Annotated in this window: 9 protein-coding genes; 3 read left to right on the top strand and 6 right to left on the bottom strand. The window is 72.7% G+C overall.

Features of this window, described 5'->3' with window-relative positions; translation table 11 throughout:
* Positions 1 to 30: 30 nt before the first annotated feature.
* Entirely contained in the window at positions 31 to 1,434 is a 1,404-nt protein-coding gene (locus ACWGI2_RS05495; protein WP_453694125.1) for an FAD-binding oxidoreductase, read from the bottom strand.
* A 123-nt stretch (positions 1,435 to 1,557) separates the two neighbouring features.
* Positions 1,558 to 4,161 carry an ATP-binding protein gene (locus ACWGI2_RS05490; protein ID WP_453694123.1) on the bottom strand — a complete coding sequence of 868 codons (2,604 nt, stop codon included), beginning with the start codon at positions 4,159 to 4,161 and terminating at the stop codon, positions 1,558 to 1,560.
* Positions 4,162 to 4,349: 188 nt separating this feature from the next.
* On the opposite strand from ACWGI2_RS05490, the gene ACWGI2_RS05485 reads away from it, so the two are divergent.
* The 3 genes from ACWGI2_RS05485 to ACWGI2_RS05475 all read left to right on the top strand — a co-directional run bounded on the left by ACWGI2_RS05485 (position 4,350) and on the right by ACWGI2_RS05475 (position 6,973).
* Entirely contained in the window at positions 4,350 to 5,474 is a 1,125-nt protein-coding gene (locus ACWGI2_RS05485; RefSeq protein WP_453694121.1) for an NADH:flavin oxidoreductase, read from the top strand.
* Positions 5,475 to 5,564: 90 nt separating this feature from the next.
* The gene (locus ACWGI2_RS05480) at positions 5,565 to 6,182 is read left to right on the top strand and encodes a CGNR zinc finger domain-containing protein (RefSeq protein ID WP_453694119.1); all 618 of its coding nucleotides are present in this window, start codon (positions 5,565 to 5,567) and stop codon (positions 6,180 to 6,182) included.
* The gene (locus ACWGI2_RS05475) at positions 6,179 to 6,973 is read left to right on the top strand and encodes a transglutaminase domain-containing protein (RefSeq protein WP_453694117.1); all 795 of its coding nucleotides are present in this window, start codon (positions 6,179 to 6,181) and stop codon (positions 6,971 to 6,973) included. Before ACWGI2_RS05480 ends, ACWGI2_RS05475 begins: the two co-directional genes overlap by 4 nt.
* Before the next feature lie 197 nt (positions 6,974 to 7,170).
* Here the strand turns inward: ACWGI2_RS05475 and ACWGI2_RS05470 are convergent, their stop codons facing one another.
* From ACWGI2_RS05470 to ACWGI2_RS05455, 4 genes are read right to left on the bottom strand one after another with little or no spacing between them, the layout of a single operon-like run.
* Positions 7,171 to 8,205, bottom strand: a complete 1,035-nt coding sequence (locus ACWGI2_RS05470; RefSeq protein WP_160510694.1) for a LacI family DNA-binding transcriptional regulator — start codon at positions 8,203 to 8,205, stop codon at positions 7,171 to 7,173.
* 31 nt (positions 8,206 to 8,236) lie between these two features.
* The gene (locus ACWGI2_RS05465) at positions 8,237 to 9,097 is read right to left on the bottom strand and encodes an ROK family protein (RefSeq protein WP_453694115.1); all 861 of its coding nucleotides are present in this window, start codon (positions 9,095 to 9,097) and stop codon (positions 8,237 to 8,239) included.
* Positions 9,094 to 10,803: a class I mannose-6-phosphate isomerase gene (locus ACWGI2_RS05460; RefSeq protein WP_453694113.1), complete on the bottom strand. Its 1,710-nt coding sequence runs from the start codon at positions 10,801 to 10,803 to the stop codon at positions 9,094 to 9,096. Before ACWGI2_RS05460 ends, ACWGI2_RS05465 begins: the two co-directional genes overlap by 4 nt.
* Positions 10,804 to 10,839: 36 nt before the next feature.
* Positions 10,840 to 14,100, bottom strand: coding sequence for a glycoside hydrolase family 38 N-terminal domain-containing protein (locus ACWGI2_RS05455; protein ID WP_453694111.1), 3,261 nt, complete (start codon positions 14,098 to 14,100; stop codon positions 10,840 to 10,842).
* Between the last annotated feature and the right edge of the window lie 22 nt (positions 14,101 to 14,122).

Here is a 14,122-nt window from a genome sequence, read left to right as displayed (position 1 = left end):
CCAGGGGCCCGGCGGAGCGGGCCGCCCGGGTTACGCGGCTCCGCGCGGGTCGGGCTCGATGTTCTGGTTGAGCCGGAAGACGTTGTCCGGGTCGTACGCGGCCTTGACCCGCGCCAGGCGGGCGTAGTTGTCGCGGTAGCTCGCCCGTACGCGCTCCTGCCCCTCGTCCATCATCATGTTCACGTAGGCGCCGCCCGCCGAGTACGGGTGCAGTGCGTCGAAGTAGTCGACGGTCCAGCGCTTGATGAGGTCGGCGTTCGCCGGGTCTGCGTCCACTCCCGCGTAGACGCAGGCCCAGCGGGCGCCGCGGTAGCTCCAGGCCGTGTCCGTGGAGCTGTGGTCTTGGGCGGCGCCGTCGATGGGGTACAGGTGCATCGTCGACTTCATGGTCGGCACTTCGGGGCCGAACTTGGCGTGCAGGGCCACGGCGTCGTCCGGGATCTCGTCGACGAAGTCCGCGCGCCAGTACCACTGGTCGCCGGGCGGGTAGAGCCCGTCGAACATGGACTGGAGCACGGGGTGCGGCATCTCCGAAACGGCGTGCAGAAGCGGGTCGGGCAGCTCGTCGAGCAGCGGCGCCATGGCGTGGGCCGCCGCTTCGGGGTCCTGGGAGGTGTGGCACCACACGACGCCGCAGACCTTGCGCAGGTGGAGGCTCTCGGGGAAGGGCGGGGCCGGGGGCACGGTGCCGTACATGAAGAAGCCGTTCACCTCGCGGGGTGCCCGTGGCAGGAAGTCGCGGTAGGCGGCGAGGACTTCGGCGCCCCGTTCGGCGGGCCAGAAGGTGGGGCCCGCGACGACCGTGCTCAGCTCGTGCAGCCGGAAGAGGAAGGAGGTGACGACACCGAAGTTACCGCCGCCCCCGCGGATCGCCCAGTACAGGTCCGCGTTCTCCTCGGCGCTCGCCCGCACCAGACGGCCGTCGGCCAGGACGAGGTGGGCCTCCAGGACGTTGTCGACGCTCAGGCCGAACCTGCGGGTGAGGTGGCCGAGGCCGCCGCCGAGGGTGAGCCCGCCGACTCCGGTCGAGGAGATGATGCCGCTCGGCATGGCAAGGCCGTACTCGTGCGTGGCGCGGTCCACCTCGCCCCAGACGCAGCCGCCGCCGACCCGTGCCGTGCGGGCCTGCGCGTCGACCTCGATCGACTTGAGCGGTGACAGGTCGGCGACCACGCCGCCGTCGACGGTGCCGAGGCCCGCTCCGTGGTGGCCACCGCCGCGGACCGCGAGCGGCAGGCCGTGCGCGCGGGCGAAGCCGATGACCAGGGACACGTCGTCGGCGTCGGTGCAGCGGGCGATGAGCGCGGGGCGCTTGTCGGCCATCGCGTTGTAGACGGCGCGCGCCTCGTCGTACCCGGCGTCGTCCGGTCCCTTCAACTCTCCTTTGAACCGCGTCAGTTCGCTACGCGCTGCCTGTGCGGGCGTGATGGACATGTGCTCCCCCGTGCTGGATTGACGCATCCGATGGTGGACTGGTGCATCCGATCCGCCCGTTCTAGTGCCGTCCGCCACCCACCGATATCCGTGCCCACCACCCAGCTCACGCCCGGCGATTGCCTACTTTTCGCGGCCGATTTCCATCCCCAGCTGCGCGGCGCGGGCGGCGACGTCGCGCCGGGTGCGGGCGCCGAGCTTCTCCAGGACCGCACGGACGTGGTTGTCGACCGTGCGCACGGACAGGAAGAGCCGGCCGGCGATCTCGATGTTGGTGAGGCCCTCCGCGATGAGCCGTCCGACCTGGAGTTGACGGCCGGTGAGCCCCGCCGGGTTGCGGCGGGTCGCCGCGTGCGGGCCGCGCGGGATCCGGGCGACACCGAGGGCGCGCAGATCGGCGCGGACGAGCCGGGCCAGGGGTTCGGCGCCCAGGGCGTCGAGGCAGGCGAGCGCGGTGAGCTTGTCCGCAGGGTCCGGGCTCTCCGCGAGGGCGGCGGCGTGCTCGTAGGGGCAGCCCGCCGTCCGCCAGGCCTCGGCGGCCTTGCGCCACTGCCCGGCGGCCTGGAGGTCGTACGGATGGCCAGATTCGTCCGCGGGGACGGGGTGCCCCGCCTTGGTGAGCCAGTGGCCGAGCTCCGCGCGGTACGGCGTCGCGGCCAGGCCGCGCGCCTGCACGTACAGGGGGCCGACTGCGTCGACCACGGCCGCGTGGTCACCGCGCAGCCAGGCGGCCTCCGCACGTGCGGCCGCGACCGGGGCGGTGCGCTGGAGCTCCCGGGTCCGCGCGGCCACTTCCCAGGCTCTTCCGAGGAGTTCGTCGCCGCCTTCCGTGCCGCGCCGGATCCGTATCCGCGCGAGGACGGTCAGGGCGGGGCAGCGCGCGGGCGGGAACTCGTACGCGTCACCGGACTCGGCGTGCTTCTCCGCCTCCTTCCACATCCCGGCGGCGAACTGCCGCAGTGCCAGCTCCACTTGGAGGTAGCGGAGGAACCCCACATGCTCCGTACGGTCGGCGAACTCCATGGCGGGGGCGAGAAAGTGGTCCGCTTCCGTGAACCGGAGGTTCTCCAGGAGGGTCCAGATGACGTTGGCGTAGGCACGGCAGGCGTGTTCGGCCTCGCCCGCCTTGAGCGCGACCGCCAGACTCTCCTCCAGCTGCGGCCGCCCCAGCGGGTCGCCGCCGCGCCAGCGGGCCGTGCCCACATTGTTCAGGGCGTGCGAGAGGATCGCCGCGTCGCCCGTGCGCCGGGCCAGGGTGATGGCGCGCTCGCCGTAGCCGATGGCTTCTGCGTACCGGTCGGAGAGCATGCGCAGCTGAGAGGTGTTGCTGAGCGCGAGCGCCAACAGCCGCTCGTCACCGGCCTGTTCGAGTACGTCGATGGCTTCCCTCGCGGCCTCCTGTGCCGCGTCCGCGTCGCCCGCCCACCAGTGGATCCGCGACAGCCAGCGCAGATCGGCGCCGAGCGCCCGCAGGTCGCCGAGCGAGCGGCGCAGGGCGACGGCTTCCCGCTGGGCGCCGACTGCGGCAGGTGAGTCGGCGATGGTGTAGCTCTCCACCGCGAACCGCTCAAGGAGGCCGGCGAGTTCGGCCGGACCGTATCGCTCGCGCTGCCGCAGGACGAGCCGCAGCTGGGCGGCGGCCTCACGGTGCGCGCCGGTGCGTGCGGCGTCCCTGGCCGCGTCGGGTCCGTACCGCGCGATGGCGTCCCGGTCGCCCGCCTGTGCGGCGTGGTGGACGATACGGGAGCAGTCGGCGCCCGGCTGTGCGACCAGGACGGCGAGCACGTGGCGGTTGAGTTCGATCCGCCGCGCCGCGGGCAGCGAGTCGGCGATGGCCCGCCGGATGATCTCGTGCCGGAACATGACCCGCTCCGGGGTCACGACGAGCAGGCCCCGCCGCTCCGCCGACGCCAACTGGCATATGCCGTCCGGCAGTAGCGCGTCGGCCAGGCAGCGCTCGGCCGCCGAAGGCACCACCGCGAGCTGTTCGAGGGCGTCGCGCGCGACGTCGTCGAGGCCGCGCAGCCGGGCCAGCACGGCGTCGACCACGGTCGGCGGCACATCGCCGGTGCCGCCCGCCGCGACGACCTCTGCGACGTAGAAGGGGTTGCCCGAGGTCACGGCGTACACCTGCGCGGGATCGAGGCGGCTCACGGCACTCAGCGTGCGTACTGCGTCGCGGGACAGCCGGGGCAGGGGGACGCGGTGCACGCGTGCCGCCCTCGACACCTGGCCCAGGAGGTGCCGCAGGGGGTGCTCACGGCTCAATTCGTCGTCGCGGAAGGTCAGCACAAGGACGGCGGGCATCCGGTCCACGCGGCGTACGAGGAACCGCAGTGCGTCGAGCGAGGCCTCGTCCGCCCAGTGCACGTCCTCTACGGCGAGGACCGTCGGATGCGGCGGTTCGCTCAGCTCGGCCCGCAGCGCGTCGTACACCCTGTGCCGGTCGCCACCCTCGGTCACCGCTTGCGCCAGCTCGGCCCGCACACTGCCGACAAGGTCACGGAACGGTCCGAGCGGCCGCCGCGTCGCGAGGTCGTCGCACTGCCCGACCAGCACCCTGGCCTGCGCGGACAGCGCACCGGGAAGGGCGTTCACGAGGCTCGACTTGCCGATCCCGGCCTCGCCGAAGACGAGCGCCACCGAACCCGCTCCGTCGGCCGCTTCCCGTGCGGCGGCGGCCAGTCGAGCCAGCTCAAGATCCCGCTCGAGGATCCCCCCGTCCACGCGGAAAATTCTCCCACGCGGCCACGGTTTTACGTCGCCCGCGGGGAGACCTGCCACCGCGCGGCTCCCTCGTCTCGTACCGGGCCGGCAGAACAGAGACCCCTCCCGGCGAGCGACATGGGCAAAGCGCGTACGCTTACGTCATTGATCACGGGAGATCGCTCCCTCGTTCCCTGCCAGGAGGACGCATGACCTCGGCGTCGCAGACCCCGCGCACCCCCCAGACTCTCGACCGCCCCTTCAGTGTCGGCAGCCTCACCCTGCCCAACCGCATCGTGATGGCGCCCATGACCAGGGAGTTCTCACCGGGCGGCGTGCCGGGCGCGGACGTGGCGGAGTACTACGCCCGCAGGGCCGCCGCCGGCGTCGGCCTGATCATCACCGAGGGGACGTACGTCGATCACGCCTCGGCCGGTACGAGCGACCGGGTCCCGCGCTTCCACGGGGACGACGCCCTCGAAGGCTGGCGCAAGGTGGCCGACGCCGTGCACGCCGCGGGCGGGAAGATCATTCCGCAGCTGTGGCACGTGGGCGTCACGCGCGACGAGGGCAAGGGCCCGGTGCCCTCCGCCCCCGCGGCAGGCCCCTCCGGGATCGACCTCGACGGGCAGCCGAAGGGCAGCGCGCTGACGTCCGAGGACCTCGACGACGTGATCCGGGCCTTCGCCGACGCCGCTGCCGCCGCCGAGCGCATAGGCTTCGACGGCGTCGAACTGCACGGCGCGCACGGCTACTTGATCGACCAGTTCCTCTGGGAGCGCACCAACCGGCGTACGGACGGCTACGGCGGTGACATCGAGGCCCGCACCCGTTTCGCCGCGGAGATCGTCGCGGCCGTACGGGCCGCCGTCTCGCCCGACTTCCCCGTCTTCTTCCGCCTCTCGCAGTGGAAGGCCGGCAGCTTCGACGCCAAGCTCGCCGAGAACCCCGAGGAGCTGGAGCGCCTGCTCACGCCGCTGGCGAACGCGGGCGTGGACGTCTTCCACGCCTCCACCCGCCGCTACTGGCTGCCGGAGTTCGACGGCAGCGACCTCAACCTCGCGGGCTGGGTCAAGAAGGTGTCGGGCAAGCCCGTGGTCACCGTGGGCTCGGTCGGCCTCGACCAGGAGTTCGTCGGACCGCAGGGCTGGGCGGGGCCGTCCGCGGCCACGGGCATCGAACTGCTCGTCGACCGCCTGGAGCGGGACGAGTTCGACCTGGTGGCGGTGGGCCGCGCCCTCATCGCCGACCCGGAGTGGGCGGCCAAGGCCCTTGAGGACCGGCTCGGCGAGGCGCTGCCCTTCGACAAGTCGCTCCTGAAGAGCCTGGCCTGAGCGAGGGCCACCGGGCCTGAGCGAGGGCCACCGGGCGACAGCAGCCAAGGCCGTACGCTGCTGTCGCCCGCGGTCGCGTACGATATGCGCATGACCTGGCCTGCCACCGAGCGCTACTTCCCCACCGCCGTCCCCGGCGGCCTGGGGCTCGTGCAGGACATCCTGAACACCGCGCCCTCCTGCGGTGTTCCCGGCGCGGATCTCCTCGAAGACGTGGCCTCCGCGCAGGACTGGGTCTCCGTGGCGCTGCCCACCTGGGCCGAGAGGACGGGGCGCACGGCGGTGCGGCTCACCCTCACCGAGGAGGACCTGCCCAAGCTGCGGCAACTGCGCGAACAGCTGCGCAGGGCCCTGCTCTCCCGGTGCGGCACGGCGAGCGGCGAGACCGCGCGCTTCACCTCGTGCGCCCTTCAGGTCAGCCTGCACGGCGACGCCGCCCTGACCACCGAGCCGGAGGGCGAGGGCTGGCGCTGGCTGACGTCGGCCGTGCTGTGCGAGGCGCTGCTCGCCCAGACCACCGGAGAGTGGCGGCGCCTGAAGATCTGCCGCAACGAACGCTGCGCCACGGCGTTCTACGACCGCTCCCGCAACAACAGCGGCGTCTGGCACTCCACCCGCGGCTGCGGCAACGCCGCGAACCTGCGGGCCTCGCGTCAGCGCCGCCGTGCGGGCGCCGAGGCGGAGCCGACGCCGGGCGGTCAGGCGTGAAGCCACGGCGTCCGGACGCGGCGGGGAGCACGGAGCCGACGCGGATACTCGACTGGCGGCACGCTCGCGTCGCCGACCTCATCCGCAGTGTCGGAGCCGTCCCGACCGGCGCTCCCGACTCCCCTGACTCCCTCGGCCAGTTGGCGGCCCTGCGCCGCGCGCACGGGCGGATCGCCGCGACCGTACGGCCGGTGTACTCGGTGCACGACGAGCGGCCGGTGTCGGAGGTGCTGCGGCGCGGCCGTGGCTCGTGCAGCCAGCGGCTCGCGATCCTCGAATCGGTGGCACGGGCGTCCGGCGTGGCCACGCGGGTGCGCGGGCTCCTCGTGGACGGGGCGTTCTGGCACCCGCGCTTCCCGCACCTTCGACGGCTCGTCCCGGATCAAGTGCTCCTTGCGTGGCCGGAGTTCCGCTTCCCGGAGCCGACGCCCGGCCGGGGCGGCGCCACCGGCCCGTGGCTCCCGGTGTCCGAACTCTTCGGCGGTCTGGACGAGTTGCGGGAGCGCCGCGCCGGTGGCTTCACCAACGCGGGGGCGGAGACGCTCTTCGAGGCCTTGTCCCGCACGGCGGTCGACTGGGACGGAGCGACAGCCTGCGGCGCCGACGCCGCGTCCTGCGATCTGTCGGCCCATGTCCTCGATGATCTCGGGCACTTCGACTCGCGCGACGATCTCTTCGCCCGGCACGGTCAGACCCTGTGCCGCCCCGCACGGTGGGTGGCCGAGCCTGTACTCGGCCGCCGCTCGGCGGGCGCACGACCGTCGGCCGCCCCGCTCGCACCGGCCGGCTGAGAGCGGCCGCCGCGAGCGTCGACCGCCGTACTCCACCAGGCTGGTGGAAGTCACGACGCACCACGCCAGAACCGGGCGGGGCCTCCTCGCAGCATCAGACCCCCGCCCCCCCACATCCGATCGGCAAGCAGCCGACCCGGCGCCCGGCCCTCAGCCCCCGCCTCACGCCCCTCGACCGAGGCCGGACACAGCGGCCGTCAACTCCCGTACTCCACCAGGCTGGTGGGCGTCACGATGCGTCGGGCCGGGCCCGGCTCCGGTTTCCTGCCCGGGTCGGGCTCCCTCCCCCGCATCCGGTCGGCGAGGAGCCTGCCCGCCACCCGGCCGAGCTCATCGCTGTCGTACGCGACAAGGGTGAGCGGCAGGCCGAGCGCGTCGGCCAGTTCGAAGTCGTCGAAGCCCGCGAGCGCGGTGTCCGTGCCGGATGCGCGAAGGGCGCGGAACGCGCCAATCGTGTTGCGGTTGTTGGAGCAGAACAGCGCGGTGGGCGGCTCGGGCAGTGCCAGGAGTCCGGCCGCCGCGCGCCGGGCTTCGCGCGGTTCGGTCTGTCCTTGCCGTACGTAGTGCTCGTCGAAGGGGATGCCGTGCGCGGCGAGGGCCGCTGCGTACCCGCGCAGCCGCTCGGTGCCGGTGTAGACGGCGGGCGGTGAGCCGAGGAAGCCGATCCGGCGGTGACCGCGGCTGATCAGCCGGACGGTGGCGGCGCGGGCCCCGCCGAAGTCGTCGACCAGGACGCAGTCGGCCTCGAACCCCTCGGGCGGCCGGCTGGCGAGCACCACGGGCACGCCGTCGGCCACCGCCGCGGCGAGATGGCGCTGGTCGGCCGCGGCGGGGACGGCGATGATGCCGTCGACGCGGCGGGCCACCAGGTCGGCGACGAGTTCACGCTCGGCGTCCAGGTCCTGCCCGGTGTTCCCGATGACGGTCTTGAAGCCGTCGCCCGCGATGACGGAGTCGACGCCGAGGGCGAACCGCGAGTAGAAGGGGTTGGCCAGATTCGTGACGACGAGTCCGACCAGGCCTGTACCGCGCCCCAGGCGGAGGCTGCGGGCCACTTCGTTGGGCCGGTAGCCGAGCTCCGCCGCCGCGGCGCGGATGCGCTCCCGGGTGGCCGGGAGCACGCGCGGGTCGTCGCGCAGGGCCCTGGACGCGGTCATCGCGCTGACGCCCACCCGCTCGGCGACGTCCCGCAGGGTGGGCGGACCGTCCGAGGGGGGACGCGGTTCGGGCATCGTCATGTGTGTCCTTTCCCGGGGGATCGCCTCACCTCCCGGCAGCCCCCACATACTCGGCCGTCCCGATCAGCGCCGCGTCCGCGCCCAGCGTGCCGGGGCGCGGCCCCACCGGAGTATCCCCGAGTCCGGTGCGCAGGGCAGGGCCGACCAGGTCCCAGGACAGCGCCATGCCCCCGCCGACGACGACCGCGGACGCGCCGAAGTCACGTACGCACGGGGCGAGGACAGTACCCAGGACCGCGAGGGCCTCGTCAAGGACCTGCGCCGCCCACGGCTCGCCCTCCCGCGCGCGCACGGCGATGTCCCGCACGTCCACGCCGTGGTCACCGCCGTAGCGGGCGAGGATCGCCCGCCGCGAAACGGTGTGCTCCAGCGGCGCGCCGGACCAGCGCATCAGGTCGACGCGACCCTCGGGCGGCACCCCCGGGCCCTGCCGGCACACGACGCCGTCCGCGAGGAACGCCGACCCGACCCCCGTCCCCAGGGTGATCCCGACACAGCGCCGGTGGCCGACCGCGGCCCCCGCGCTCCACTCACCGAGCAGGAACGCGTGCGCGTCGTTCAGGAACACCACGTCGGCGGGTCTCGGCCAGACTCCGTCGAGCAGCACCGAGCGCACGTCGATGCCGTACAGGTCGTCGAACTTCCCCACGCCCTCGAAGCGGGCGATCCCCTTCTCGTGGTCGAAGGGCCCCGGCACGGCGGCGCCCCACACCTGACCCGCGGGCACCTGGAGGTCCCCGGCACAGCGCACGACCGTGCCGAGTATGTGCTCGGCGTTGCCCCGCGCGTCGAGCGGCCGCCGGATGCGGCGGCTCACCCGCGTGCGTAACGGATCGACCAGGGCGGCGGTGACATGGGTGCCGCCGATCTCCAGGACGGCTCTCACGGGTGCCCCGCGCCCGCGCCGCGTCGGTCACGCACGAGCGCCTTCACCACCTTGGCCGGGCCGCCCCGCGACTCCAGGCGGTAGCCGCCGACCGCCGCGGGCACCGTCAGCGTCTCCGCGTACTCCAGGGTGTGCCGGTCCCCCGCCGAGGTCAGCACGGTGACCCCCTCGCCCTCCACCACGTTCAGGACGTGGAACCGCCCCGCCGTGTCGTCGGCGGCCACCGCGTCCGCGTCGAGCGCGTAGCGCCGCACCTCGTAGAACATCTCGTCCAGCGCGCCGAGCAATTCCTCGCGCCAGCCGTCCCCGCGCCGCAGGACGTACGGCTCCTGCACCAGGTCACGCGTCACGGCGTCGCCGCGCCGCTCCGTCTCAAGGTTGGCCAGGCCGTGTTCGTAGGGCAGGGGGCGCGGGTTGCCGTGGGCGTCCGGCCGCAGCCAGTCGTAGAAGCGCAGGCTGTAGAGGTACGGGGTCGCGCTGATCTCCAGGACGAGATTCCCCGCGCCGCTCGCGTGCGGGGTGCCCGCCGGGATCATGAAGAGCCTGCCTTGTTCGGCCGGGTACGTCATGACGTGGTCCGCGGGGTCCATCGGCACCCCGTCGTGCGCCGCTTCCTCGATCTCCTTGCGGAAGAGGGCGAGGTCGGCGTCCTCACGCAGGCCGAGGAAGACGCGCGTGTCCGCGCTGCCGAGCGTCATGTAGTACGTCTCGTGCTGCGTGTAGCGCCAGCCGAACCGCTCCCGCATGTACGGCTCCTTGGGGTGGCAGTGCACCGACAGATTGCCGCCGCCCACGGTGTCCAGATAGTCGAAGCGGATCGGGAAGGACGTGCCGAAGCGGGCGTGCGTCTCGGGGCCGAGGATCTCGTCGGGGTGGAGGACACACAGGAGCTGGAAGGGGACCTCCGCCTGGGCCTCGGGTCCCTCTCCGATGAGGATGCCCGCTTCGGGGGCGATGAGTTCGTAGCCGAGGGCGGTGTTGCGCGCTCCGGGGTTGAAGCCGAGCGCCCGCTGTCCCCAACGTCCGCCCCACGGGGTGGAGTTGAAGAACGGCCTGGTGCGTACGGGGCGTCGCGCGAGGCCGGCGTAGCTCGCCCGCAGGCCGTTGCCGTCGACGAACACGGGCCGTTCCGGATCCTGGACGTCCACCCAGCCATCCAGCTGACGGGCGATCGCGTCACGGTGGCGGTCGAGCATCGGCCAGTCCACGTAGAAGAGCCGCTTCAACTCGGCCCGCTCACCCGGCAGTCCGAGGTTGCTTCCCTCTCCGGCCGCCACCGCGATCTCCGCGTACCGCTTGGGCAGGTCGGCGTACCAGAGCACGTCGTGCAGGACCAGCGAGGCGCCAGGGCCGTAGACGATCAGCAGCCCCTCCATGTCGCCGTCGTCCTGCGGGAGTTCCTCGAACAGGTCGGTGAGGGGGTTCTCCGCGAGCTTGCAGTAGTAGGGGTCGTCGGCGTCGGGCGCGCTCATGGTGCGGCGCCGCACCATGGCAGGGGGTGCGTAGCGCGTACGGATGTCGAGGGTGCGTACGGGGAGGGGGCATCCGGTGGTGAGCCGGGCCGCGATGGTCTCCCAGTCGGCGGCGGGTGGCCCTTCGACGGCCACGATCGCGGGTTCGGTGGGCAGTTGGGCGGCGACCGCCTCCCAGCCGCCGGTCAGTACGGTCCCCGGTGCCGGGGGGTAACGCGGGTCGAGCCGGTACACGCGTGCTCCTTCGTGCGGAGGTTCCTCGCGGGGGTTTCAGGGGCGTACGAACAGCACCGCGGTCGTGCCGAGGGCCGGGATGTCGACGGTCAACGCCCCGTCCGAGAGCGGCAGTTCACCGCCTGCCCAACCCAGGTAGTCCGCGCTGTGAGCGGCGGCGACCGGGAAGTGGACCCGCAGCGGGCAGGCCACCGGCTCCTCCGCGAAGGACTGCAGCCGGAGCAGGACCTCTCCAGGGCCCGGCGCGGTGGCTCCCACCAGGCGGACCCGGGCGTCCCCCACGTCGACGAAGGCGAGCGACGCCTGTCCGCCGCCCTCGGCTCCCCTGGCCCGCACGGCCCGCAGCGGGCGGCTCCATGCCGCCGCCGTGCGGGGGCCCAGCCCGTCGGCGGTGGGGCCGCAGGCCAGGCTGTAGCGGTAGGTGAACTCGAAGCCCTGCTCGCTGGGGAAGTTGGTGTCCCACAGGTTGTTGTGGATCCAGGAGAAGACGGTGGCGGGCTCGTCGTGCCCCATGGTCTTCGGGAACGGCGCGTACGGCAGCGCGATGTTGCCGAACTGCACCAGCGGGGCGTCCTGAGTGGACCAGGCCACCGCGAGCGCGTCGTCGGCGAGAGTCACCCAACGGCGCACGGCACGCATGTGAAGGGCCGAACCCGGCACCACGGGAAGGGAGTTGCCCGTCAGCCCGCCCGACGCCTCCATCCGGACGACCGGCTCGTCGAAGGCGAAGGGGAACGCGAAGTAGGCGCTCTCCTTGCGCAGGGTCGCGTCCTTGTCGAGGCGGTTCTCGATGTCAAGTCGGGGCACGCCCAGGGGCAGGGTGAGGGTGGTGCGCAGCCGGTTGGCTTCGGCAGGACGCGTCTCGTACGTGATGGATTCGGCCGTCGCCGTCGAGTGGCGGGCGATGAGCGCGGCGGGCGGCGCGACGGCACGGTTGCCGAGGTGTTCGAGGCGGTCGGAGGCGGTCGTGCGGCTGGAGTTGTGGTTGAAGGCCCCGGCGGTGGTGTAGCTGTCGTGGATGTAGCCGTTGAATCCGACGATCGCGCCGGACCGGACGAGTTCACGACCGGTGGCCTTGTCGACGACAGAGGCGATGCAGGCGCGCGCGAGGTCCACACGGACGGCAAGATACTCATTCTCCAGAAGCGTCGCTCCGGGGCGAGCGAGCGCGGCGGCGGCGGTCTCCGCCGGGTCCTCACGCTCGGTGCCGCCGGTGGGGTTCCAGCCGGTGGCGGCCTTCACGACCGGGGCCGCGGGACGCTCGTCGGCCGCGGCCTCCGCCGGATCCTCGCGCCCCGGGCCGCCAGTGGGGTTCCTGCCTGGGGCCGCCTTCACGACCGGGATCGGCGACCGCTCGTCGGGCCGTGTCGCGGCTGCCGTGATGTCCAGGCGTACCGAGCCCGTGGGCGGTACCTCGTCCACTCGGAGCAGTAGGAAACGTCCGGCGTCCCGGTGGTCCTCGTTGGTCTGCGGCTGTTCCTCGTGGGCGAGTTGGTGGCCGCTTCGGGCGTCGTGCACGGCCACCGGCTGTTCAAGGGGCACGCTGCTCTCCGGCAGGAAGATCCGTACGACGTCCGTGCGCGGCCAGGAGCAGGTGTTGATCACGTGGTATGTGGCGGCGGCGCCCGGTGACGTGGCGAGCCGCTGCCCGAGCCGGGCGCTCGCCCTGCCGAGGAGCGCGTTCCCGTCGTCGTACGCGCGCATCGCCTGCCCGTACTTCCAGTGCCACTGGTGCTCGCCGGAGTGGCCGCCCTCGTCGCCGTGTGTCCACGGGTCGCCGGCGCCCCAGGTGTGCTCGTCGAAGAGCGACACCGCCTCGTAGACCCCGGACGCGTCCGCGCTGTCTTCCTCCGCCCCCGTGGCGCCGAGGAGTCCTGCGAACGTGCCGATGGTCTGGGCGTCGGCGACCACGGACTGGGCGGTGCGGGCCAGGGAAAGCGGCCGCGCACCCGAGCCGACTCCGTCGACCCACCAGTCGGTCCAGTCGCCATCGAAGGTCTGGATGGCATCGCCGAGCCTGGCCTCGGCGTCGGTGAAGAAGTCCTCGTTGCGGGAGAGCCGCAGCTGGGGGAAGGCCCAGGTCTCGTTCCAGCGGCGGACGGTGTCGGCGATGATGCGGCGCGGCGGCGCGTTGTCACCGAACTTGCCCTGGACGCGCAGGTGCAGCACGTCCCAGGGGTAGGGCTCGCGCTTGACCTCCGTCTGGTCCATGGCCCAGCCGAAGATGCCGCCGCGGTAGGGGTAGGGGTTGGTGGCCAGGGAGGTCAGATAGGCGGGCAGAAGGTCGTCGACGTCCGCGTAGGCCGTGTCGAAGCCGAGCAGCGGGCCTTCCATGTAGGCGAGGCCGTGCGGGGTGTCGGTGACCCAGACGAGGACGCTGTTGCCGCTGGGGGCGCGCCAGCGGAACAGGCGGGGCAGCTTCTCTCCGCCGACCAGGTGGGGCACGGAACGTCCAGCCCAATTGTGCGCCACCGACAAGTACTTGACCCCGGCCGCGGACAGCGCGTCGACAAGGCCGACGACCGCCCCCGGCACGTCGGTCTGCATGGCGGAGGTGAACGTGACGCCGTGCCGGTCGCGGACGTCGTGGGCGAGCCGGAGCAGTTCGTGCAGCTCGTCCGTGGAGCAGGTCTCGGTGTGCAGGTTGAACGGCAGTGCGGTCAGCTCGATGCGTCCTTCGCGCACGCGGCGTACGAACTCGTCGACCTGCTCGGCGGGCCGGGCGTCCGCCCACTGCTGGAACGACCACAACGACTCGACGCACCAACGGAATTGAGACTCCGCTGGCCAGTCGTCGGTGGCCCGTGTCAGCTCCAGGCAGGAGTCGAGGAAGGAGAGGTGCTCGGCGAGGACATGGCCCTGGGGGTCGGTGTAGCCGATGTCGAGGTGGGAGTGGTGGACCAGGTGGAGGGTCCACCGGCGCTGGGGGGTGAGGCGGACATCCACACCCTCGGTGGCGTCCGGCAGGCAGACCGTGAGGCGGGTCTCGGTGTCGACGGCGGGCACCATGAGGCGTACGGAGCCTCCGGGGCCAGTGAGCTGCTCTACGGGCAGCACGGCACCGGACTCGGTACGGACAGTGAACTCCCTTGGCAAGACCGACCCGTTGACCGCTTCGATCCGCAGCGACTGAGCGAGCCCTTCGCCATCCGCGGCCCTGCGCAGCAGAGGCTCCTCCGTCAGCCGCAGCGCGCTGCCGCCGAGGCTTCCCTCCGCGGTGATGACGGAGGAGCGCAGACTGTCGCGTATCCGGTCGTTGTCCCAGTCGGTGGTGCGGACGAGGGCCCGTGTCGTCATGCGGTTCTCCCAGAGAGGGGCA

The organism is Streptomyces sp. NPDC054866 (genome assembly GCF_053610745.1).
The sequence above is the reverse complement of the archived record's forward strand: the minus strand, read 5'-3'. Positions and strand labels throughout refer to the sequence as shown.